This is a genomic window from Azospirillaceae bacterium, assembly GCA_028283825.1.
Classification (GTDB): Bacteria; Pseudomonadota; Alphaproteobacteria; order Azospirillales; family Azospirillaceae; genus Nitrospirillum.
Map to the genome: position 1 here is coordinate 661,715 of JAPWJW010000001.1, position 21,990 is coordinate 683,704.

The following is a 21,990-nucleotide window of genomic DNA, read 5'->3' on the forward strand; positions in this document are numbered from 1 at the left end:
ATCGGCATCGGCGTCGGAACAGGAGAAGGGGGCGATGGCCAGCCGGCCGTCGCCCCCTTCCTCTGCCAGGATGCGTCAGCCGCCGGTGGCGGCGCGCAGCTGGTCGGCGATGGCGGCCAGGCGGTCGCCCAGTTCCTTGGTGGCGGCGGTGCTGGCCTGTTCGTGGGTGCGGCCGGTTTCCACCAGGCTTTGCAGGCTGCCGGTCAGGTCCAGCAGGCCACGGGTGGTGTTGTCCACCGCGTCCAGGCGCTTGCGCAGGTTGTTGGCCAGGGACTTCAGTTCCGCGATGTTGGGATCGACCCGCGGCTCCAGCACCGACACGATGCTGGCGGTCAGGGCGCGCAGCGACTCCGTCGCCTCGTCCTGGCGGGCCAGGGCCCGGTTCAGGGCATTGGTGGCGCCGGCGGAATCGGTGGCCAGGCTGGTGGCTTCGCGCTGCAGGTTCTGCACGGCGCCTGCCACCCGGTCGCCGGCGTCGCCCAGGCCGGCGTTCAGCATGTCGGACAGGCGGGCCGCCGTCTCGCCGATGGTGCCGGCGCGGTCGCCCAGGGCGTGGGCGGTGGCCTCCAGCCGGGTGATGGCCTCGTCGGCCGCGGCCTTCTGGTCGGGGTCGGCGCTGCGGCGTTCCAGTTCGGCGCGCATACCCTCCGATATCTTGCCCAGGCCGTCCAGGGTGCGGGTCATCTCGCCCGCGCGCAGCGCCACGCCGGCGGCGGCCCCGGCCAGGTCGCGCTGGACGGCGGCCAGGCTTTCCGCCACCGGTTCCAGCCGGGTGCTGTTGGCCTCCGCCGCCGTTTCGATCAGGCGGTTGGCGCGGCTCAGCCCCTCCAGCGCGCCCGATAGGTTGCGTGTCATCTCCTCCGACGTGCCGCGCAGCAGATCACCCGAATTCTCCACCCGGCCCGTCGCCCGTTCCAGCCGGTCGCCGGCATGGGCCAGGGCCGCCTGCAGGTTGCGGTCGCTGTTGCCCACAGCCTCTGTCGCCCGCGCCAGGCCGGCGGTCGCTTCCGTCGAACTGCTGGCCAGCATCTCGCCCGAGGCGCGCAGCAGCTTGACCGAGGCCAGCAGCTTGGCCTGCAAATCGCCCATGGCGCTGTTCATGCGCTCGTTGGCATCGTGTGCCTCGCCTGTGGCCCGGCGCAGGTCGCCTTCCGTTTCCGACAGGCCCCGCACCACCCGGCCCACATCCTCGCCTGCCGTCAGGACGGTGCTGGCCACCAGGTCGGCGTTGCGGCGCAGGGCGTCGACCAGGGCGTCCAGCCCGCCGCCGCCGCCACGGTCGTCGAAGGCGTGCACCTGCGCGGCGGCGCGGGCCAGCAGGTCGGTCGCCTGGCTGATCTCGCGGTTGCTGTCGCCGGTGGCCTGGGCCACAGCGGCACACAGCTCCTGCACCCGCTGCACCGTCTGGGACAGTTCCCGCTGGGTTTCGCCCACCAGGCCGGTCAGGTCGCGGCGCGTGTCGCTGACCAGGGTGGACACCGCATTCCCGTTGCCGGCCAGGGTGTCGCCGGCACTGCGCAGGCGGGTGGTCAGTTGTTCGAACAGGTCGCCGGCGTCGCCGTCGAACTTCAGGCGGACCCGGCCCTGTTCGGTAACGATGGACACGTCGGGCAGGTCGGCCACCTGGCGGCGGAAGGCTTCGATGGCGCGGGCGATATCGCCCAGTTCGTCCGGACGATCCGTGCCGGCGACGGGCACGCGCCAGTCGCCGCGCGCCACGCCGTCCACGCTTTCGCGGATCTGGTTCAGGGGGACCAGCAGGCGCAGGCGGATCAGCCACAGCGTCGCGGCGGCGGTCGCCAGCATGGCGGCGACGGCGGCGATGCCCAGCCAGAAACCGGCGCGGGCGGGGCCTGCCAGGATGTCGGACGTGGCCTGCACCTCCTGCCGGCGCAGTTGGGCGATGCGGTCGGCCACGGCGGCGTGCAGGGTCATCAGCGACAGGCCGGTGGCGCCGGCCAGGGCCTGCGGCTTGTCGCCGGCGGCACTGACGGCCGCGCGGTAGCGGTCGATCAGGCGATGCAGGTCGCGCGCCAGGTCCGACTCGGCGGTGGTCAGCCGGTTGCCTTCAAAGGCGCGCACCCCCCGGTCCGCCGTTTCCAGCGCCTGGCCGATGTCCGCCTTGGCCTGCGCGCTGCCGGTCTCGGCATAGACGGCCAGGGCGTTCAGCAGGCCGCCGTTGCCCAGGGCGGCCCGCGTCTCATCCAAGGCGCGGGACTTGGCGGCGGCGATGGCCGGTGTCTCATCCAGGGAACGGTCGACCCGGCTGAACAGGGCCAGGTTGTAGGTGGCGGCCGCCACCAGGGCGATGGCGGCGACGATGGTCAGGGCCGCGACCCACCCGCTGGCGCGGTACAGGCTGCCGGCGCCGGCACGCTTAGAACTGACCGTTGATTTCATGCCCCACCCGCTTTGAGAACCACGTGACCCCGCGCAATCGCGCGTCCCCCGAAGCGCGTTCCCCGGGATACCGCTTCCAAGCGGCCATGGTGTGGGAAGTGCTGGGGATTTCGTCAATGAATTTGTACCCGTCGGAAATTTTGACTCTCCAGCACGGGCCAGCCCTTCGTGGACTGCCACAGTGCCGCCACGGGCCGGCGTTAATACCCGCCGGCGCCGCGACTTGCCCGGCCCACGCCAAACGCTTGCCCCCGTGCGGGGCAGGGCGTAGGAAAGTTGAATCGGGCGAGGTTGGCGCGTCTGGTTCCCTTCCCTTGAGTGGGACCGCTGGTAGGCGCCTGCATTGGTTGGGCGGATTTCGTATCGAGGGCCTGAATGCGTATCGTCCAGATTATCTTGTCCAAGGGATTCCGTGGGGCCGAGCGCCATGTCGCGGAACTGGCGGTGGCGCAGGCGCGCCACCACGAGGTGCTGCTGATCCTGCGGGCCGATTGCGCCGACGCCGGCGGTCGTTCCATCCGCGACCAGTTGCCACCGGCGGGTGAATTGCCGGGCTTGCGGGTCGTTACGGTGGGGCCCGGCCTGATGGCGCCAGGGATCTGGAGCCATATCCGCCGCTTCCGTCCCGACATCATCCATGGCCATGGCGGCCGGGCCGGCCGCACCGTGGGCCGGCTGCGGCCCTTCCTGCCGGGCCGGCCGCCCCTGCTGGCCACCATGCACCTGGATTATCGCCGCCGCTGGTACCAGAACCACGACGCGGTGGTCGCCACCACCGACTGGCAGGCGCAGGAGGCCAAGCTGGGGGGGTTCGAGGGGCGCATCGTCCGCGTGAACCTGTGGTTCCAGCCCCATCCGGCGCCCGATGCCGGCCGCATCGCGGCGCTGCGTGCCGAAATGGGGGCAGAGGCGCTGGGGGCCACGGTGCTGCTGGGGGTGGGCCAGTTGATCCGGGAAAAGGGTTTCGATCTGCTGATCAATGCCGTGCGCGGGCTGGACCGGCTGGACCTCAAGCTTGCCATCGTTGGCGACGGTCCGGAGATGGCGGCGCTGCGCGTGCAGGCGCAAGATAGCCCGGCCATCCGTTTCCTGGGCTTTCGCGGGGACGTGAAGGACTTTTACCACGCCGCCGACCTGTTCTGCTCCCCCTCCCGGTTCGAACCGTTCGGCTTGGTGTTCCTGGAGGCGTTGCACGCCGGCGTGCCGGTGGTGGCTTCCGCCTCCGAGGGCGCCCGCATGATCCTGGAAGGGGTTGGCGACCGGGGCGTGCCGGCCGGGCTCATCCCGTCCCAGCCCGCCGGAGGATTGGCCCTGGCGCCCCTGGCGGCCGTGGGTGACGCCGACGCGCTGGCGGAATCGCTGGTCCTGGCCCTGGACACCCTGGCGCAGGCGCGCGCCGCGGGCGCGCCCTTGCGCCCCAGCCCGTCGTTGGCGGCCTATAGCCAGGCCGGCAGCCTGGAGGCCTTGGAACGGCTGTACGCCGACCTGCTGGATTCCGCGGCCAGCAACGCCGCCGCAGTGGTGGCCGGATCTAAGGCTGGGGCGCCGGCGCCAGGCCATTGACCGTCAGCGGCACATCGCCGCTGGTCAGGGCCGCATCGGGCTTTTCCACATCCTCAACCCGCAGCAGGGCCAGGCCGTGCCAGCCGTCGGGGCCGGCGGCACTGCTGCGCATCTCACCCACCTCGCGCTCCTGCCAGACGACGGGTGTTCCGGGCGGCGGCAGGGGCCGGCCGTCGGTGGCCGTCACGCGCATCAGGCGCTTGCGGATCAGGGCGCGGTAGTGGGTGCGGGCGGTCAGTTCCTGCCCCATGTAGCAGCCCTTGTCGAAGGCCACGGCCGATAGCGTGTCCATGCCGTTTTCCAGCGGGATGGACTTCTCCGGCACCAGGTCGCGGCTGCCGTCGGGCACGCCCAGCGCCAGCCGGCGCCGGGCATACGCCGCGTCGGCCTCCGGCAATGTCTCGGCCACCGTCCGGGGCAGCAGCAGGCGCAGACCCAGGCCTGCGTGGCGGGGGTCGGCATAGGCCAGGCCGGCGCCGTCCGCCAGGGCCAGAACCTGGGCGTTGCCGGCTTCGCTGCCATCGAGGACGGCGTCCAGTGCCACGGCCACGGCCCATTGGCCGCTGACGTCGGCCAGCGCCACCTTGGACCGCAGCCTGTACATGGACAGGCGCCGCAGCAAGTCGGGGGTCCGCCCACCTTCCGTTTCGATCAGCAGCGTCTCCTCGCCCGTGGCGGGGTCGGTCAGGCTGGCCACGAACAACTCGTGCAGGAACTTGCCCTGTGGCGTCAGGAACAGGGCGTAAATCGCCTGGGTGGCGCTGATCCGGCGGACGTCGTTGGTGACCAGGCCCTGAAGGAAGGTCCGGGCATCGGGGCCGGTCAGGGCCAGGACGCCCCTATCGGTCAGCCGGCCGGCACTGGTCGTCGGCAGGGTGGGCGAGGAAAAGGGCCAGGAAAAGGGAACGCCGTTGGTCATGATGCCGGACCTGAACAGTTTTCCGTCGGACGGGACGGGCCCAACAGGTAAGGGGTTGCGACCGTCGCCGCAAGGGACCGGCAGCACCGGTGCCCGCAATGGTCCGCCGCCTTCACCGCATTGGCAAGCGCCGGATGCCCCCTGTATAAGGGGGCGGCGCCGATGGTTGCGCGGGCCGGGGTATGCGTTGGTTGGGGGCCACTCTTTTGCGGGTTTTGTTCATCACCTCCACCCGGCTGGGCGATGCCGTGCTGACCACCGGCCTGCTGGGCCATCTGGTGGATACCTTGCCCCAGGCGCGCTTCACCATCGCCTGCGGCCCCATCGCCGCCCCCCTGTTCCGTGCCGTTCCCCGCTTGGATGAAATCATCGCCATGCCCAAGCGGCGCATGGCGGGCCATTGGCTGGATCTGTGGCGTCAGGTGGCCGGGCGGCGCTGGGACATGGTGGTGGATTTGCGGGACAGCGTCGTCTCATGGCTGGTCCTGGCCCGACGCCGCGCCATTTTCCGGGGTGGCGACGACCGGCAGCCCAAGGTGGTGTCGTTGGGCCGGGTGCTGGACCTGGAGCCGCCGCCCGATCCCCGGCTGTTCCTGGATGACGCCTTGCGCGCCCAGGCCGCCGCCCTCGTGCCGGCCGGCCCGCCTGTGCTGGCCCTGGGGCCGGCCGCCAATTGGACGGGCAAGGAATGGCCGGCCGACCGTTTCGCCGCCTTGGCGCGGGATCTGGTGGCGGGCCGCCTGGGCGGTGACGCCCGCGTGATGGTCCTGGCGTCAGCGGCGGAGCGCGCGCGTTGCGCGCCCGTGCTGGAAACCCTGACGGTTGCCCTGGGGCCGGCCCGCGTCATCGATCTGGTCGGGCGGACCGATCCGCTGCTGGCCGGTGCATGCCTGGAACGGGCGCGCCTGTTCGTGGGCAACGACAGCGGCCTCATGCATGTGTCCGCCGCCGCCGGCACGCCGACCTTGGGCCTGTTCGGGCCCACGCCCATCCATCTCTATGCCCCGTGGGGACGGAACGCCGCCGCGGTCATGTCCCAGGGGGACGCAGGCGCGTCGCCGGAGGCGCGCATGGCGGCGCTGTCCCTGGAACAGGTGAAGGGGGCGGCCCTGGATCTGCTGGCGCGGACGGACACCACGGGCCGGGCGGCGCCTGTGCCAAAGTTGCGGTCTCACTAAAAAGCGCTAGGTATGCCGCCGTTCCCGGGTAAAAGGTGGTTTGGGGACCGGGCCCCGCCGGATAGACGGGCGAAACGCCGACTGGAGAGAGATGTCGTCCATACAGACCAAGAACCGTCTGCGGACCAGTGCGCCGGTCATATCCTCGACCAATCAGGGCGGCATTCCCTCACCGCGCCGGACGGTGACGGCGGCGCGTGAGGTTTTCACCTGGCCGTGGATGGGGGTGACGCTGTTCCTGCTGGCGGTGCTGGGTTTCATTTGCGCCCTGGTTCCTTTGGGAACGGCGCCGGTCTTGATCAGCCTGTCCATCCTGGGGGGCGCGCTTTACCTGCTGCGCACCCACCGGCTTCCCACCTTCCTGGCGGCGCTGAAGGAGCGCGCACGGGGGCCGTTGCTGCCCATGGCGCTGTTCCTGATCCTGGGCGCGGTCTCCATCCTGTGGACCCCGGTACGCAAGGATGGCGCCGCGCAGACCCTGACCTTCCTTTACACCGTGGTTCCCTTCATCTTCTGCCTGGGCACCTTGCGTGAGGTGGATGACGACCGGCGGCGTCTGCTGATGCGCTGGCTGGTGGGCGGCATGGTGGTGGGACTGATCCTCTTCGCCATCGAGGTCATCGGCGACCAGCCCATCTACCGCCTGGAAAAGGCGGTCGAGGGCACCAACGTCGATCATGACCGCGCGCTCAACCGCCCGGCGGTGCTGTTCACCACGCTGGCCTGGCCGGTGGGGCTGGCGCTGGCTCGGCTGGCCTGGCCGCTGGGGCGCGCCGCCTTCTCCCGGATCACGGCAGGTGCCGCGAAGGCCGCCGGCGGGCTGGCGCGGGGTGCCACGGCCGCCAACCGGCTACCGGCGTCCGTGCCCTGGGCCTGGGTTCTGCCCGCGGGCTTTTTCCTGGTGTCGCTGGGTGGCACCAGCGCCTCGGCCAAGGTGGGCCTGGGCGTGGGCTTGGCGTGCTTTGCCCTGGCCCGTTTGTCGGCGCGGCTGACCCGCGTGGTGCTGATGGTGGCGCTGCTGGCGGGCCCCACCTTGTCCATCCCCATTTCCCTGGGGCTTTACCATGCCGGCCTGACGGAAGAGACGCGCATGCCGTTCAGCTTCCGCCACCGGATTGAAATTTGGGACGTGGCCGCCCGCCGCATCCTGGAAAAGCCGCTGCTGGGCTGGGGGCTGGACAGCTCACGCCACATCCCGGATGAGGGCGAGGTGTCCAAATTCCACCCCGAATCCTCCATAATCCCCCTGCATCCCCATAATCTCTTCCTGCAAATCCTGCTGGAGCTTGGGGTGGCGGGTGGCCTGCTTTATGCTTGGTTCGGCGTGGGCGTCGTGCGCGCCATCCGCCGGTTGCCCGACTATGCCCAGCCATCGGCCTTGGCCATGGCGGCGGCGACCATCGGTGTGGGCTGCTTCTCTTACGGCGCGTGGCAGACATGGTGGCTGTGCGGCATCATGCTGTCGGTCGGCATTCTGGAACTATGCCTGCCGGTGGGGTGGTGGGCGCGGGCCGCCGGTGCCGCGAAGGCGGTGCCCGCTGGCGTGTCCGCAGGTGCGCCGGGGCGGCGGCGAACCGTCCGCCGCCGCTGATGGCTTGCCCCGGCGGGGCTGGCGGGGGTAAATGGCAACCCCATATCCCTTGTTCCGACTAATCCTCCAAGGACCCGTGCCATGCCGCCCGTGAAAAAGAACCCGCTGAACCTGAACGCCCTGCAACTGAAGACCCTGACCCTGCTGCAGGTGTTGGCGGGTATCGAAGGCGTGGGCCAGCCGGTGGTCGAGGGTGGCATCATGGTCGACCGTTTCCCCCACCCCCACGGCAATCACTTCCACCTGGGGCCGTACACGGTGATGTCGGCCGACGCGACCGGCCTGTCGAACCCGGCTGCCTGGGCGGCGCTGGAACGCAAGGGCCTGATCAAGTCGCAGTTCCCCAACGCCGCCATCGTGACCGAGGCCGGCCTGTCCTATGACACCGGCATCCGCCAGGATATCCTGCACGGTTCCGATCACTGATCAGGTTGTCCCTCAAACGCCGGGTGCACGCATCCGCGGGCTAGGCTGTCCTCGCTTTCCAGTCCGCTACGCTCCCCGGAAAGCTCCGGCGGACGCCGTCGCGTCCTACAGCGGCATGAGAAGAGGCTCATGCCGCTGCTGTGAGCCCGATCACCTCGGTGGGGTAAGGCCGGCCGTCTCGCTCACCCCAACCCCAGGCGGGCCCGGGCCGCGTCGTATTCCGCCTTCAGGCGGGCGATCAGGTCGGCCGTGGTCGGCACGTCGCCGATGGCGCCCACGCCCTGGCCGGCGCCCCAGATGTCCTTCCAGGCCTTGGCGCCGCTGGCGGCGGCCGCGAAGTTCATCTTGGTGCGGTCCACCTCGGGCAGGTTGTCCGGGTCCATGCCGGCCGCCACGATGCTGGACTTCAGGTAATTGCCGGCCACGCCGGTGAAGAACGGCGTGTAGACGATGTCCGACGCGCTGGCCTGGACGATGGCATCCTTGTACCCCGCCACCGCGTTCGCTTCCTGCGTGGCGATGAAGCGGGTGCCCATGTAGGCGAGATCGGCCCCCATGGCCTGGGCCGCCAGGATGGCGTCACCGGTGGCGATGGCGCCTGACAGGATGATGGGGCCGTCGTAGAAGCGCCGCACCTCCCCCACCAGGGCGAAGGGGCTCAAGCCCCCGGCATGGCCGCCAGCGCCGGTGGCCACCAGGATCAGGCCGTCCACCCCGGCCTCCAGTGCCTTTTCGGCGTGGCGCAGGCTGATGACGTCATGGAACACCAGCCCGCCATAGGCGTGCACGTGGGGCACGATGTCCCCCGGTGCCCGCAGCGAGGTGATGATGACCGGCACCCTGTGGCGGACGCAGGCCTCCATGTCGTGTTCCAGCCGGTCGTTGGACTGGTGGATGATCTGGTTGACGGCGTAGGGGGCGATCTTGGCATCCGGATTGGATGCCTTGGCGTCGGCCAGCGCCGTCTCGATCCGGGTCAGCCATTCGTCCAAGGCTTCCTTGGGCCGGGCGTTCAACGCTGGGAAGGACCCGACGATGCCGCCCAGGCACTGGGCGATCACCAGTTCCGGGTTGGACACGATGAACATGGGCGAGGCGATGACCGGCAGGGCCAGGTTGTCGGCTAGGACGGGCGGCAGGCTCATGGACGGCATCTCCCTCGGCTTTTGACCCGGTCCTCCAAAAGGGGCCGGTCTTGCCTCAATGCCATGGAGGCCGGGGGCCGTCAATGCGTGCCGGGGTGCCGTTCCCGGGCGGAAATGCTGGGGCCCGGCGCCAAACCCAGGCGCAGTCCACTGCGCCTTCGCCTGAAAATTTTTGCGGATGGCGGACAATAAAAACGGGTGGGAACCGGGGGCAGCCGGTTCCCACCCTCAAGGGTGTCCTCAGGTGGGATGGGGAAAGGGGGCGGGAGATGGATCAGGGATAGGAGCGTGGGGCGGGCCCCGGTCCCGGCGGGGGCAGGGTGGCGGTGTTGGGGGGGGCAACGCTGCCGATCAGGTTGTTGTTGGCGTCGTAAACGGCGCCGCCGCCGGTGGGATAGAACACCACCTGGCCGGCGGTGCGGCCGTGGTCGTCCACCATGCGGTAGCTATGGCTCAGATCCACCCGCTCCGGGCGGGAAGAGCCGCAGGCGGTGACAGTCGCCAGCGCCACGACGGCCAGCAGTGGGCGCCAGATCTTATAATTCATCGGGGTCTTCATGTTTTCCTCCGGTCGGGCAAGGGTTGAACGCGTGCCCCAAGTCTTGTTCGCGGATCGGGAAACCAGAACTCAAATGTCCAATCACAGGTGGAACGCTAACACGGGCCAGAACACCTGTCATGAAGCAGTCCGATGTAGGCGGAAAGGCCGGAGAGTTCAGCGGCGTTGCTTGGGCCAGACAAAAAGGGTGGCACCAGTACTGGCACCACCCCCTTATGGTCTACGCTGGAAAACGAAAACCGCCCCTGTCGGATTAGCCCAAGGCTGTGGCACAGGAATGGATCTTGCTCAAACAATGCCGCCGTTGGCGCGCAGCACCTGGCCGTTGATCCAGGCGCCGTCGGGCCCGGCCAGGAAGGCGACCGCGGCGGCGATGTCCTCCGGCTGGCCCAGGCGTTCCAGCGGCGCCAACTTGGCCAGGCGATCCACCAGCTCCTGCGGCTTGCCGTTCAGGAACAGGTCGGTGGCGGTGGGGCCGGGGGCGATGGCGTTCACGGTGATGGATCGGCCGCGCATCTCCCGCGCCATGATCTTGGTCAGGGCCTCCACCGCCGCCTTGGTGGCGGCGTAGACGCCGTAGGTCGGCTGGTACAGCCCCACCACGCTGGTGGAGAAGTTGATGACCCGGCCGCCGTCGCGCAGGCGTTGGGCCGCCTCGCGCATGGTGTTGAACGTGCCCTTCAGGTTGACGTCGACCAGGCGGTCGAAGGCGTCGTCCTGCACATCGGCGATGGCGGCCAGCGTCATGATGCCGGCGTTGTTGACCAGGATGTCGACGCCGCCGAACGCGGCCTCCACCCTGTCGAACATGGTTTTCACCGCCTTGGCGTCGGCCACATCGGCCTGCACGGTCAGGGCGCGGCCACCTTGGCCCTCGATCCTGGCGGCCAGTTCTTCCGCCGCCTGGGTGCTGCCGGCATAGTTGATGATGACGGTGTAGCCGTCACGGGCCAGCCGTTCCGCGATGGCGGCACCGATGCCGCGCGCAGCACCCGTGACCAGGGCGACCTTGGCGGCGGTCTTGGGGGCGGCGGTCTTGTCGGTGGTGCTCATGGCTATGCATCCTTGAATTGGGGGAGCGGTGCGTCGGATGGGTGGAGGATGCGCCGTGGAGGTTCCTGGATAAATCGGCTAGATTTGCCATCATTGTCCAAAAATTATCAACAATGGCTCCAGGTCGATGGATCGCTTCGACGCCATGCGCGTCTTCACCCGCATCGTGGAACGGCGCAGCTTCACCGCCGCGGCGGATGATCTGGGCATGCCCCGCGCCACCGTCACCCACACCTTGCAGCAGCTGGAGGGACGGCTGGGCGCCCGCCTGCTGAACCGCACCACCCGCCATGTCAGCCCCACCCTGGATGGCGAGGCCTTCTATCAGCGTTGCCTGCGCCTGCTGGCGGACGTGGAGGAGGCGGAGGCCGCGTTCCGTCCGGCCGATCCCAAGGGCCTGTTGCGCGTGGACGTGCACGGCAAGCTGGCGCGTCATTTCCTGTTCCCCAGCCTGCCCGACTTCCTGGCCCGCCATCCCGGCCTGGAATTGCACATCAGTGAGGGCGACCGGCTGGTTGATCTGGTGCGCGAGGGCGTGGATTGCGTGCTGCGGGTGGGGGAACCGCGCGACAGCGGCCTGATCGCCCGGCGGGTCGCCCAGCTGCCCCAGGTGACGGTGGCCAGCCCCGCCTATCTGGAACGCCACGGCGTTCCGGCGACCCTCGCGGCGCTGGAAGGACACCGGGCGGTGAACTTCATCTCCTCCGTCACCGGTCGGGCGTTGCCCTTCGAGTTCCTGGTGGGGGAGGAGATGCGCCTGGTCACCCTGCCCGGCACGGTCAGCGTGACGGCGGCCGAAAGTTTCGTGGCGGCGGCGCGCGCCGGACTGGGGCTGATCCAGACGCCTTCATACCATCTGGCGCCGGACCTGGCGGCGGGCACGCTGGTGAACGTGCTGCCCGGCTATCCGCCGCCGTCGCTGCCGGTGTCGGTGCTGTACCCCCATAACCGCCAGCTGTCGCCGCGCGTCCGGGTATTCGTGGACTGGGTGGCGGGGTGCTTCCGGGCCCAGATGTCGGCCTAACGCCAGCGGCACGAAACAATGCCGCGCGCTTAAAGCCGCACGCGGTTCTCTTCCAGATAGGCCTGGACGGTGCGGCCCAGCGCCTCGTTCTGGCTCATGGGCGGCTGCCAGTCGAAGGCGATGCGGAACAGGCTGTCGTCGATCTCCAGCGATCCCGTCAGGCGATCGACCACGCCGCCCAGGCGGGGCAGGCCGCCCAGCGCGCGCCAGACGGCGCCGGGCAGGGGCAGCAGCCAGGGGTGCTTGCCGGCGGCGGCGGCCAGGGTCGCCACCAGGCCAGTGGTGGACAGGGCCGGCCGGTCCGTCACCAGGAAGGTGCCGGTGACGTCGGGCCGTTCCGCCGCACGGGTGATGGCGTCGGCCAGGGTTTCCACCCCGATCAGGCTGCGGCGGTTGGCGATGCCGCCCAGGGGCAGGACGGGCCAGCGTGTGGCCAGGCGCAGCAGTGCCGCCATGTTGGCCTTGGCCTGGGGGCCGTGCACCAGGGGTGGGCGCAGGATGGCCAGCGACAGGGGGCCGTCCACCGGCAGCAGGGTGGTCAGCGCCTCCTCCGCCGCGCGCTTGGATTGGCCGTAGGCGTCGTCGGGGCGGGGCGTGTCGCGCTCCGTCAGGGGGCGTCCCGGGCTCTGGTCGCCCAGGGCCTTGACGCTGCTGACATAGACCAGGCGGCGCAGGCCGGCATCCAGGGCGGATTGGGCCAGGCGCAGGGTGGCGGTGACGTTCAGCGCCTCCAGCGCCGTGGGCGTGACGTTGCGCTGGTGGGCTAGGCCGGCCAGGTGGATCAAGGCGTGCGCGTCCGTCAGCGCCGGCGCCCAGTCGACGGGCCCGGTCAGATCGCCCACCGGCACCGCCGTCACGCCCGGCGGCAGGCCGACGCCGTCGGATCGCACGGCGGCGACCACCTCATGCCCGCCAGCCAGCAGCCGGGGCAACAGGGCGCGCCCCACGAAGCCGGTGGCGCCGGTCACCACGATCTTGCCCATGCTCTCCGTTTCCTGAAACCCGTCCGCAGACCTGCCTCAATGACACGGGGTGCCGCGGCGGGGCAACGGCGGAAACGGCGATGCTTTACTGATAGTTCCGGACGATGCGGGCCAGGGTGCCGTCGCGCTTCAGCGTGTCCAGCGCCCGGCGCAGGCGTTCCACCAGGGCGGGGTCGGTGCCCAGGTTGCAGCCGATACCCACCGGATCGACGGCGAAGCTGAACACCGGGTCGGCCGCCACGCCCGCCTGGCGCACCATCCATTTGCCGCTGATGGCGCCCGCCGCCACCAGATCGGCCCGGCCGGCGGCCAGCATGGGCATCATGCGGCCCAACTCCACCTCCGTCACCTCCAGACCCTGCGCCCGCAGCGTGCTGGCCAATACGGTGCCGGCGGGGACCAGAATGGGCGCGGCCCCCGGCTGGGCGGCCAGGGTCTTCACCTCATCCAGGCCGGCCACGGCATGGACGCCGTCGGGATGGGCATGATCGTAGTGCAGCCAGTCACGGCGGGCAAAGAAGGCGGCGCCCCCCTGGACGACGGGGGTCACCCATTGGAACTGCGCCTGGCGTTCGGCCGTCTGGTTCATGGCGAACAGGCAGGTGCCGGGTACCTCCTGCGCCGTGTGATAGGCCCGTCGCCAGGGCATCACCTGGATCTGATAGGCGATGCCGGCTGCCGCCATCAGGGGCGGGATCAGGTCACCCATGATGCCGGTCACCCGGCCGGTGGCGGGGTCGGTGAAGTTCAGGGGTGGATTTTCCTCGGTCAGCAGGGTCAGGGAAACGGCGGCCTCGCCCGCCTGGGCACGGGCGGGCGCCACGATCAAGAAGGCCAGGATAACCAAGATCGCGCGCACGGCATTCCGGTTGGGCATGCTCTCTCCCCGCGGAAAGCCCCTGATGGTTTCCGCGGGCGCCCCCACGCGCAGGCAAGCGATCAGGGGTGGGCGGACCCTTTATCCTCCACCGGATTACCTACCAAGAGGTTAAAAAGATCCAAGAAGTGTTAAATGCGCGAGAATCGCGGTGTCAGTGCAGGTTGGCGGGGGTCGCGATCTTGTGCCGGACGGTATTGCTGGCGGCGGCCAGCGCCGCCGCCCGTTGCAGCAGGGCGCCGCGCTGCCCCGGCGCCTGGCGCGCCAGGATGGCCTCCACCGCCAGGGCGTCGCCGGCCGCCAGATCGTCGGCGGCCCTCAGCAGCAGGGCCGCCAGTTCGCGGCAGTCGGCGTCGTTGCCGCCCCCCGCCAAACCGGCCATTTTCCGGAACAGGTGGCGCATGCGCGCCGCCGCCCCGTCTGGGTCCTGGCAATAGGGGGGGATACCAACGGAGGCGACGGTGTCCTCGTCCGTTGGGGGTTGCACGGGGGTGTCCGGTGGGGCCATCGGCTCGTTCCCTTCAACTGTCGGTCAGGACGGGGGACGTTCGATGGACCAGCGTAGCATCGGCCCCTCCGTGGGGGCAGGCGTCCAAACGGAGGGGGGCCGAACGGGCAGGGCCAAAAGGCGGGGTGCGACCGGGCGTCACACCCCGGCCGGGTTCTCCACCGGTGTTTCCGCCGGCACCGCCGCCGGGGGGGCACCGGCGGGCACCACGATCTCACGCAAGGGACGGGAGGTCAGGCCCACCGCCACGATGCCCCACAAGGCCAGGCCGCTGCCCAGGAACAGGGCTTGCGGCGGCAGGTACCGCATCAGCCAGCCGCACAGGGCGGCGGACAGGGGCGCCAGGCTCATGACGATGAACATGAACAGGCTCATGCCCCGGCCCAGCATGGCCAGGGGGATGCGCCGCTGGATCCAGGTGAAGACGCTGATCTGGATGAAGCCCGACAGGCAGCCGGCCGCCGCCATCAACAGGCCCGCCTGCCAGGTGTGATGGGTCAGGCCCATGGGCATGAACACCAAGGCCACCATGGCATCGACCAGCAGGATGGTGGTGCCCAGGGTGCGCAGGCGCAAATTGGGTCGCGCGCCCGACACCGCCATGCCCACCAGGGTGCCGATGCCGTTCATGCCCATCATCAGGCCATAGCCGTCGGCGCCATCGGCCAGCGTGTCACGGGCGAAGACGGGCAGGGCCGCCTGCAACGGCCCGGCGATGAAGAAGGTGGTGGCGGAAAAATACAGGCACAGGGCCCGCAGGCTGATGTCGTTCCAGAAATGGCGCACGCCGTCGCCGATGGCGCGGAACACGGCACCCAGGCTCTGGCCCTCTTGCAGCGCCTGGTCCGGCACCGCCCGCATCCGCACCCGGTACAGGGTGAGGGCGGAGATGACGAAACTCAGGCAGTCCACCGCGAAGGCGGCACCCAGGCCGCGCAGGTCGCCGGGCGTCCCGCTCCCATCCGCCTTGCCGCTGCCGCCCACCAGGGCGATCAGACCCCCGGCCATCAGGGGGCCCAGCAGCAGGGACGCCTGGCGCAGGCCCATCATCATGCCGTTGGCGGCCTGCAACTGTTCCCCCGCCACCACGCGGGGCAGCATGCTGGTGCCGGCCGGAATGCTGAAGGCGCTGGCCAGGCCGATGGCGAAGGCGCAGGCCGCCATCATCGGCACCGTCAGGGTGCCGGTCAGCACACCCAGGGCCAGGCCGCCCAGCAGCAGCGCGTTCACATACTTGGTGATCATCAGGACGGTGCGGGCGGGATAACGGTCCACCAGCGCCCCGCCAAACAGCAGGAAGACGGCGCGCGGCAGGCTGACCAGGCCCAGGATCAGGCCCATGGCCAGGGTGTCGTTGGTGACGGCCAGCGCCAGCCACGGCATGGCCAGTTGCGTGAACTGGTCGCCCAGCATGGAAATGACGCCGCCGCCGATCAGCCACAGGAAATTGCGGTCCCGCATCAGGGGGTTAGGCGCCGTTGGTGCTTTGGGCATGGCGATCAGCCTTGGTCCGGGGATTTGGCGGGGGGTGTCTTGGGGCGTCGCCCGGTCTTGGGCGTCGGTTTGGGCGGTTTGGTGTTCGAGCGGTATTCGATGGGCAGTTCCGCCGGCGGGAAGGCGCCCATCGCCCGCGCCCGGTCATAGTCGGGTGCCCGGATGTCGCCCGCCTCCAGCGTTTCCAGCAGGCCGGCCAACCATTCGTTCTCCGTCTCCAGATGCGCCAGGCCGTTTTTCAGGATGGTGCGCATGCCGGTGGACGCCACCGGCGCCAGATAGTCGGCCATGGCCTTCAGGGGCGCGTGATAGGCCCGCTGTTCCGCCAGGCGCCGGCGCAGCACCGCCAGCAGCATGGCCGGATCGGCGTGGTGCAGGAACATCAGCGCCGGATACAGCGGATGGTAATGCGGGCTGGTGTCGGCCAGCTTTTCGCGCATCAGGGCGTGGAACCGCTCCCGCCCAGACGGGGTCAGGCCATAGGTGGTGCGTTCGCCCCCCCGGGGCACCGCCTCCACCGCCTTGGCCTCAATCAGGCCGTCCCGCGCCAGGGCGCGCACGGCGTAGTAGAGCGTGCCCACGTCCACGTCGATGTACTGGTCGACCTGGGCTGCCGTCAGCCGCCGCTTGATTTCATAAGGGTGCAGGTCGCCGCCCTGCAGCACACCCAGGATGAGGAGTTCCGCTTTCATAGTTTGATTAAACTATAATAGTTGGATCAAACTATCAACACGTCCCTCAAGACGCCTCTTGCGGGCGGACGTGCGGCACGATTCAATGCGCCCATGACCGGACAGAACAGCCGCCTCACCCTTCGTATCGACTTCGGCGACCACGGTGCCGTGGGCCCGGGCAAGATCCGCCTGCTGGAGGCGATCGCCGAGCATCGCTCCATCTCCGCCGCGGGCCGGGCGTTAGGTATGTCCTATCGCCGCGCCTGGCAGCTGGTGGATGCCCTGAACCAGACCTTCGCCCAACCCTCGGTCACCACCCAGGTGGGCGGCGGTGGTGGTGGCGGGGCGGCGCTGACCGATTTCGGGCAGGAGCTGGTGGCGGCCTATCGGGCCATGGAAAAGGCGGCGACCGATGCCACGGCCGACAGCCGCGCCGCCCTGGAACGTAAGCTGCGGCCGTCTGGCACCTGAGTCGCTTGAGACAACGTTGTCAGCAGACGTCACCACAGGTCCATGTTATGCCTCCGCCCATAAAAATCCGGGCAGGAGGAAACCCCATGCGTTTTGTGCTCACGGTACTGGCGACAATATTGGTCTCCGTTGTCGCCCACGCCGCCGACACCGATCATTTCCGTAGCCGCGTCACCTTGTTCGATGTCACCAGCGGCAAGACCACCGTCCTGTTCACCGACGATCAAGTGTGGGAGGCGCCGAACTGGGCCCCCGATGGGCAGTCGCTGCTGATCAACAGCCAGGGTATCCTCTATCGCATTCCCGTGGCGGGGCCGGACGCCGGCCATCCCACCCCCATCCCCATGGGCGACCTGCGCTGCAACAACGACAAGGCGCTGACCCGTGACGGCGCCCGCATCGCCGCGTCCTGCGGCGTGGGGTCTATGCGCGACAGCTTCGTTTATGTCGTGGGCGCAGGCGGCGTGGCGAAGCCGGACGACGCCCGGCGCATGACGCCCGTCACGCCCAGCTACTTCCACGGCTGGTCGCCGGACGGCCAATGGCTGGCCATCGTGGCAAAACGCGATGGGGCGGCGCACTACAACCTCTACCGCCTGCCCCTGGCCGGCGGGGCGGAACAGCGCCTGACCGACATCCAGGCGGATGACGACGGGCCGGACTACAGCCCCGACGGCCGCTGGATCTATTTCAACTCCAACCGCCAGGGCGGCTGGGACATCTGGCGCATGCCGGCCGTCGGCGCCGGCCCGGGCGACTCCCGCGCCCAGCGGGTGACATTCGACGCGTTGGAGGATTGGTTCCCCCACCCCTCGCCGGACGGCCGGCAGTTGCTGCTGTTGTCCTTTCCCGCCGGCACGAAGACGCATGACGGCCGGATCGCCGGCGTGCAACTGCGCCTGATGGCCCTGCCGGGTGACGGCGCACCCAAGGCCGAATCACCTGTGCGCACCTTGCTGACGATCTTCGGCGGCCAGGGTTCCCTGAACGTCAATTCCTGGGCGCCGGACAGTCGCCGCTTCGCGTTCGTCAGTTACGAACCGCTGCCTTAAGCACCCTGGTCCAGGGCCACGGCCTTGACGATGGCCCACAGCGGCCGGCCGGGCGCGATGTCCAGGGCCTGGGTGCTGGTGCGGGTCAGGCGGGCCAGCACGGGCGTGCCCAGGCATTCCAGCCGCACGGTGCGGGTGCCGTCCGCCTCCTCCCGCACCTCGGTCGCGATGCCGGACAGGATGTTCAGGGCGGACAGGCCCTGCGGCGGCCGGTCGGACAGCAGCACGTCGCGCGCCGGAAGGCGCAGGCGGGTGGGCATGCCGGGTTTCAGGTGGGGTGGCAGGTGGGGCACCAGGATCTCCCCCGCCGCCGTCGACAGGCGGGCCAGGCCGTCCACCGTCGTCTGGCCCACCACCGCGTCCAGCAGGGCGCCGGCCTCGGCCCCGCCCGTCATGTCCATCAGGTCGGGCCGCGACCACAGGGCCGCCGGCGTGCCGATGGCCCGCACGCGGCCCTGGTCCACCATCACCACGGTGGTGGCCAGCCGCGCCACCTCGGCCACCGCGTGGGTGACGTACAGGATGGGCAGGCCCACCTGGTCGCGCAGGCGTTCCAGATAGGGCAGGATCTCCGCCTTGCGGCGTTCGTCCAATGCCGCCAGCGGCTCATCCATCAGCAGGATGCGCGGGGCCGCCAGCAGGGCGCGGCCCAGGGCCACGCGCGCCTTCTCACCCCCCGACAGGGCGGCGGGGCGCCGCGCCAGCAGGGGGGCGATGCCCAGCAGGTCGGCCACACCCTCCAGCGTGGGGGCATCCGCTGTCAGGTGACGACGGGCGAACCAGCGGCCGTACAGCAGGTTCTGCCGCACCGTCAGATGGGGCAGCAGCCGCGCCTCCTGGAACACGTAGCCCACCCGCCGCCGGTGGGGCGGCAGCCACAGGCCGGCACTCGTGTCCACCAGCGGTACGCCGCCCATGACGATGCGGCCCCGGTCCGGCCGGCGCAGGCCCGCCACCAGATCGATCAGGGTGCTTTTGCCCGATCCCGACTGGCCGAACAGCACGGTCAGGCCCGGCCCCGCCGTCACCTGGGCCTGCAGATCGAAGGCGCCCTGGCGCAGGGCGACGTCCAGTTCCAGCGACGGCGTCCGCGACTCGGGCATCACGACAGCCCCGTAATGCGCCGGCTGACCATGCGGGCCAAGGCTTCCGACAGCAGCAGTGCCACCAGCGACAGGGCGACCGACACCGCCACCAGCCGCAGGGCGCCGGCGTCGCCGCCCGGCGACTGGGTATAGGCGTAGATGGCGCCCGACAGCGTCTGGGTGCGGCCGGGGATGTTGGAGACGAAGGTGATGGTGGCGCCGAACTCCCCCAACGCCTTGGCGAAGGCCAGCACCGCCCCCGCCAGCACGCCGGGCAGCATCAGGGGCAGGGTAACGGTGGCGAACACCCACAGGGGCGGGGCGCCCAGGGTGCCCGCCGCCTGTTCCAGCTTGGCGTCCACCGCCTCGATGGACAGGCGGATGGCCCGCACCATCAGGGGAAAGCCCATGACGCCGGCGGCCAGCGCCGCCCCCGTCCAGTTGAAGGCGAAGACGATGCCCAGGTGGGACAGCGGCTTGCCCAGCCAGCCTTGCCGCCCCATCAGCAACAGCAGGGCGTATCCCGTCACCACCGGCGGCAGGATCAGGGGCAGGTGCACCAGCCCGTTCAGCAGGTCGCGGCCCCAGAAGCGGCCGCGGGCCAGCAGCAAGGCCACGGCGATGCCGGGCGGCAATGCCGCCGCCGTGGCCCACAGCCCCACCTTCAGGCTGAGGTGGATGGCCGCCAACTCATCAGGGCCGAACCCAAGGAAAAGATCATTCATCGGTGCTGGAAACCGCCGGGGTCATTTCCCCGACAGTACGGTGAAACCCTGCGCCTCGAACAGGGGGCGCGCCTTGGGACTGGCCAGGAAGTCCAGCAGCGCCTTGGACTGGGCGTTGGTGGCGTCCTTGGCCAGGGCGATGGGGTAGAGGATGGGGGCGTGGCTGTCGTCGGGGAAGGTGGCGATGATGCGCACGCCCGGTTCCGCCACCGCGTCGGTCTTGTAGACGATGCCCAGCGGCGCCTCGCCCCGCGCCACCAGGGCCAGTGCTGCGCGCACGTTCTCCGCCGGGGCCAGGCGGTCCTGCACCTTGTCCCACACGCCCAGCGTGGTCAGCGCGGCCTTGGCGTATTTGCCGGCGGGCACGGCGGCGGGGTCGCCCACCGCCAGGCGACCGCCCTTCTGCGCCGCGTCCAGCGCCTGGTCCAGGGCGAAGCCCGGCTTGATCTCCACGGTGGTCTTCGAATCGGCGGCGGCCACCAGCACCAGGTCGTTGCCCAGCAGGTCGCGGCGCGTGGCCGGCTGGATCAGGCCCTTGCCGGCCAGATAATCCATCCAGTCCTCATCGGCGGAGATGAAGATGTCGGCGGGGGCGCCGGCCTCGATCTGTTTGGCCAGGGCGGAACTGGCGGCGTAGGTCACGGTGCCCTTGGCGCCACCGTCGGCGGCATAGGCGGTGTTGGCCGCGTCCATGGCGTTCTTCAGGCTGGCGGCGGCGAAAACCAACGGGCCGGTGCCCTGCGCCCGCGCGCCGGTGGCACCCATGCCCAGCCCCACGATGGACAGCATGGCCGCAATGGCGGCGGAGCGCCCAAGCATCTTGAACCCAAACATTTTGAGCACGGCCTTACCCCCTTCATCGGTTTTGGACAGCCGCCGCGAAAGGCCAATAGCCCATGGGCAGTGGAGTCATCGCTATGTCTGCATAGATATAGCGTGGTAGCGCCAGTCCTGCCATCGCGATCCGCTGACTTATGCGCCAATTCGTCGCATGTGTATTTTTGCAAGAGAGCGCTCTATTGCCTCTTGCAACGACTCATCTGGCGGAAACTGTCGTGCATTTCGCAAACGGTATGCATGCCAGCTTGCCGCTGGTCGCATGCATAGGGCGCGCGCAGGCTTAGTTCCTGGCATTGCCGTTTCGCGCGGACACCTAATTTTTCGGCCTTTGGGGGATTACGAAGGCCGGTATCGCCGTTTCCTGCGGCTTCGATCCACTTTCGCCCTTGGGGGATACGTCCATGACCAGCATCTCTTCCTCATCCTCGACCTCCGGCACCAACCTGACGGTCTCGCTCAGCTCCCTGCTGCAGAGCGGCGGCTCGACCTCGGCCACCGCCAGCACGTCCGACAGCGACAGCTCGTCCTCGGCGGCTGGCGGCGCCGGTGGTTCCGGCGGCACCTCCGCCTCCAAGTCGGTGACCAGCACGGTCGTGACCACCGCCGCCGACGGGTCCACCACGACCGTGGTCACCTATTCCGATGGCACATCGACCACCACGACCACGGCGGCCACCAAGTCGGCCAGCAGCGACCAGTCGGGCCAGACGGGTGGCCAGTCGTCGAGCGACCAGTCCGGTAGCGGCACTTCCGCCGCGGCGGCCAACGACAGCAGCAGCCAGGGCGGCCAGATCACCTCGCTCAACATGCTGGTCTGATCCAAATTACCTTGTGCACAATATAAATCGTCCTGTAGCCTGGGAACCGAATCGGGTTCCCGGGCTACGGTGCTTTCGGATGGACCCGGATGGGAAAACCGGACAGGGGTGGGACGGCCATGGCGACGCTTTACGATCACACCGTGCGGGACGCGGCCGGTGCCTCGGTGGCGCTGGGCGATTATCGCGGCAAGGTGCTGCTGGTGGTCAACGTCGCCAGCAAGTGCGGCTTCACCCCGCAGTACAAGGGGCTTGAGGCGCTGTACCGCAAGTACAAGGACCAGGGCCTGGTCATCCTGGGCTTCCCCTGCAACCAGTTCGGCAAGCAGGAACCGGGTGACGCGGAGGAAATCCGCAATTTCTGTTCCCTGACCTACGACGTGACCTTTCCCGTCCTGGCGAAGGTCGAGGTCAACGGCGCCGGTGCCGACCCGTTCTATGAGGACATCAAGGGCCGGGCGCGGGGCTTCCTGGGCAGCAAGTCCATCAAGTGGAACTTCACCAAGTTCCTGGTGGGCAAGGATGGCCGCGTTAAGCGCTATGGCCCCACCGCGAAGCCGGAAAAGCTGGAAAAGGTGATTCGGGCTGCGCTGGCCGCCTGACCC

General features: G+C 69.5%; 22 protein-coding genes. 9 read left to right on the forward strand and 13 right to left on the reverse strand.

Going from position 1 to position 21,990, the window contains the following annotated elements:
* Nucleotides 1-75 precede the first annotated feature (75 nt).
* Nucleotides 76-2,400, reverse strand: coding sequence for a HAMP domain-containing protein (locus tag PW843_02500; GenBank protein ID MDE1145476.1), 2,325 nt, complete (start codon nt 2,398-2,400; stop codon nt 76-78).
* 396 nt (nt 2,401-2,796) lie between these two features.
* Here PW843_02500 and PW843_02505 point away from each other — a divergent pair, with 396 nt between their 5' ends.
* Nucleotides 2,797-3,963: a glycosyltransferase gene (locus PW843_02505; protein ID MDE1145477.1), complete on the forward strand. Its 1,167-nt coding sequence runs from the start codon at nt 2,797-2,799 to the stop codon at nt 3,961-3,963.
* Here PW843_02505 and PW843_02510 read toward each other — a convergent pair.
* Nucleotides 3,932-4,882, reverse strand: a complete 951-nt coding sequence (locus PW843_02510) for a folate-binding protein (protein MDE1145478.1) — start codon at nt 4,880-4,882, stop codon at nt 3,932-3,934. The two genes, PW843_02505 and PW843_02510, sit on opposite strands and share 32 nt — an antisense overlap.
* A gap of 206 nt (nt 4,883-5,088) precedes the next feature.
* On the opposite strand from PW843_02510, the gene PW843_02515 reads away from it, so the two are divergent.
* The 3 genes from PW843_02515 (at nt 5,089) to PW843_02525 (ending at nt 8,077) form a co-directional block, all read left to right on the forward strand.
* Nucleotides 5,089-6,060, forward strand: a complete 972-nt coding sequence (locus tag PW843_02515; protein ID MDE1145479.1) for a glycosyltransferase family 9 protein — start codon at nt 5,089-5,091, stop codon at nt 6,058-6,060.
* Between the two features lie 91 nt (nt 6,061-6,151).
* Nucleotides 6,152-7,651 carry an O-antigen ligase family protein gene (locus PW843_02520; GenBank protein ID MDE1145480.1) on the forward strand — a complete coding sequence of 500 codons (1,500 nt, stop codon included), beginning with the start codon at nt 6,152-6,154 and terminating at the stop codon, nt 7,649-7,651.
* A gap of 81 nt (nt 7,652-7,732) precedes the next feature.
* On the forward strand, nt 7,733-8,077 hold the full coding sequence (locus PW843_02525; GenBank protein ID MDE1145481.1) for a hypothetical protein: 345 nt from the start codon (nt 7,733-7,735) through the stop codon (nt 8,075-8,077).
* 182 nt (nt 8,078-8,259) lie between these two features.
* Here PW843_02525 and PW843_02530 read toward each other — a convergent pair whose 3' ends face one another.
* The 3 genes from PW843_02530 to PW843_02540 form a co-directional block, all read right to left on the reverse strand.
* The gene (locus PW843_02530) at nt 8,260-9,222 is read right to left on the reverse strand and encodes a nitronate monooxygenase family protein (protein MDE1145482.1); all 963 of its coding nucleotides are present in this window, start codon (nt 9,220-9,222) and stop codon (nt 8,260-8,262) included.
* Between the two features lie 274 nt (nt 9,223-9,496).
* A complete protein-coding gene (locus PW843_02535) occupies nt 9,497-9,769 on the reverse strand; it encodes a hypothetical protein (protein ID MDE1145483.1) in 273 nt (90 codons plus the stop codon).
* Between the two features lie 300 nt (nt 9,770-10,069).
* Entirely contained in the window at nt 10,070-10,834 is a 765-nt protein-coding gene (locus PW843_02540) for an SDR family oxidoreductase (GenBank protein MDE1145484.1), read from the reverse strand.
* Nucleotides 10,835-10,961: 127 nt separating this feature from the next.
* On the opposite strand from PW843_02540, the gene PW843_02545 reads away from it, so the two are divergent.
* The gene (locus PW843_02545; GenBank protein MDE1145485.1) at nt 10,962-11,858 is read left to right on the forward strand and encodes a LysR family transcriptional regulator; all 897 of its coding nucleotides are present in this window, start codon (nt 10,962-10,964) and stop codon (nt 11,856-11,858) included.
* Nucleotides 11,859-11,887: 29 nt separating this feature from the next.
* Here PW843_02545 and PW843_02550 read toward each other — a convergent pair whose 3' ends face one another.
* The 5 genes from PW843_02550 to PW843_02570 all read right to left on the reverse strand — a co-directional run bounded on the left by PW843_02550 (nt 11,888) and on the right by PW843_02570 (nt 16,412).
* Nucleotides 11,888-12,841 (reverse strand): NAD-dependent epimerase/dehydratase family protein, encoded by a 954-nt coding sequence (locus tag PW843_02550; GenBank protein ID MDE1145486.1) that lies wholly within the window; start codon nt 12,839-12,841, stop codon nt 11,888-11,890.
* 85 nt (nt 12,842-12,926) lie between these two features.
* Complete coding sequence (locus tag PW843_02555; GenBank protein ID MDE1145487.1) at nt 12,927-13,718, reverse strand: transporter substrate-binding domain-containing protein; 792 nt, start codon at nt 13,716-13,718, stop codon at nt 12,927-12,929.
* A 154-nt stretch (nt 13,719-13,872) separates the two neighbouring features.
* On the reverse strand, nt 13,873-14,205 hold the full coding sequence (locus tag PW843_02560; protein MDE1145488.1) for a hypothetical protein: 333 nt from the start codon (nt 14,203-14,205) through the stop codon (nt 13,873-13,875).
* A 159-nt stretch (nt 14,206-14,364) separates the two neighbouring features.
* Nucleotides 14,365-15,720, reverse strand: a complete 1,356-nt coding sequence (locus PW843_02565; protein MDE1145489.1) for an MFS transporter — start codon at nt 15,718-15,720, stop codon at nt 14,365-14,367.
* A 5-nt stretch (nt 15,721-15,725) separates the two neighbouring features.
* Entirely contained in the window at nt 15,726-16,412 is a 687-nt protein-coding gene (locus PW843_02570) for a PadR family transcriptional regulator (protein MDE1145490.1), read from the reverse strand.
* Nucleotides 16,413-16,505: 93 nt separating this feature from the next.
* Here PW843_02570 and PW843_02575 point away from each other — a divergent pair, with 93 nt between their 5' ends.
* Together PW843_02575 and PW843_02580 are read left to right on the forward strand one after the other, a co-directional pair.
* Nucleotides 16,506-16,865, forward strand: coding sequence for a LysR family transcriptional regulator (locus tag PW843_02575; protein ID MDE1145491.1), 360 nt, complete (start codon nt 16,506-16,508; stop codon nt 16,863-16,865).
* A gap of 86 nt (nt 16,866-16,951) precedes the next feature.
* Entirely contained in the window at nt 16,952-17,917 is a 966-nt protein-coding gene (locus PW843_02580; GenBank protein MDE1145492.1) for a hypothetical protein, read from the forward strand.
* Here PW843_02580 and modC read toward each other — a convergent pair.
* Genes modC through modA form a run of 3 tightly spaced genes read right to left on the reverse strand, consistent with a single transcriptional unit; the run spans nt 17,914 to nt 20,546 of the window.
* The gene (gene modC / locus PW843_02585) at nt 17,914-19,020 is read right to left on the reverse strand and encodes a molybdenum ABC transporter ATP-binding protein (protein ID MDE1145493.1); all 1,107 of its coding nucleotides are present in this window, start codon (nt 19,018-19,020) and stop codon (nt 17,914-17,916) included. The genes PW843_02580 and modC overlap by 4 nt on opposite strands.
* Nucleotides 19,020-19,727 carry a molybdate ABC transporter permease subunit gene (modB, locus tag PW843_02590; GenBank protein ID MDE1145494.1) on the reverse strand — a complete coding sequence of 236 codons (708 nt, stop codon included), beginning with the start codon at nt 19,725-19,727 and terminating at the stop codon, nt 19,020-19,022. Before modB ends, modC begins: the two co-directional genes overlap by 1 nt.
* 21 nt (nt 19,728-19,748) lie before the next feature.
* Nucleotides 19,749-20,546: a molybdate ABC transporter substrate-binding protein gene (gene modA, locus PW843_02595; GenBank protein ID MDE1145495.1), complete on the reverse strand. Its 798-nt coding sequence runs from the start codon at nt 20,544-20,546 to the stop codon at nt 19,749-19,751.
* A gap of 422 nt (nt 20,547-20,968) precedes the next feature.
* Here modA and PW843_02600 point away from each other — a divergent pair, with 422 nt between their 5' ends.
* Entirely contained in the window at nt 20,969-21,385 is a 417-nt protein-coding gene (locus PW843_02600; GenBank protein MDE1145496.1) for a hypothetical protein, read from the forward strand.
* A gap of 119 nt (nt 21,386-21,504) precedes the next feature.
* The gene (locus PW843_02605; GenBank protein MDE1145497.1) at nt 21,505-21,987 is read left to right on the forward strand and encodes a glutathione peroxidase; all 483 of its coding nucleotides are present in this window, start codon (nt 21,505-21,507) and stop codon (nt 21,985-21,987) included.
* Nucleotides 21,988-21,990: the final 3 nt, after the last annotated feature.